This window comes from Pseudomonas sp. PNPG3, from assembly GCF_023093815.1.
GTDB classification, from domain to species: domain Bacteria; phylum Pseudomonadota; class Gammaproteobacteria; order Pseudomonadales; family Pseudomonadaceae; genus Aquipseudomonas; species Aquipseudomonas asiatica.
This window is the reverse complement of sequence record NZ_JALLKV010000274.1, coordinates 1-258: the sequence shown is the minus strand read 5'-3', so window position 1 is coordinate 258 and position 258 is coordinate 1. Positions and strand designations below refer to the sequence as shown.

1 protein-coding gene is annotated in these 258 nt (G+C 76.0%); it reads right to left on the bottom strand.

Annotated features, from left to right (window positions below; translation table 11 throughout):
• Positions 1-258: hypothetical protein (locus MJ643_RS31020; RefSeq protein WP_247727359.1), on the bottom strand; the 258-nt coding region annotated here is incomplete at both ends.

Genomic DNA, 258 nt, shown 5'->3' with positions numbered 1-258 from the left:
GGACGCGTGTTCGGCCAGGCGCGCCAGCGGCACGTTCGGCAGCGCCGAGCCATGCAGCATGGCCGGCCCGGCGCCTGCTTCGCGCGCGCCGCGCACGTCGACCAGCAACGCTTCGGGATGCGCGGCCAGCCAGGCCCGGATGGCGCCGGGATCGAGTTCGAGTTCCGCGCCGTCCTGCGCCGGCGCATGCGCCAGGCGTAACGCCGTGCCGGTGCAGTTCAGCGCCCTGCACTCCTGGCGCAACGGGCCGCGCCCGGA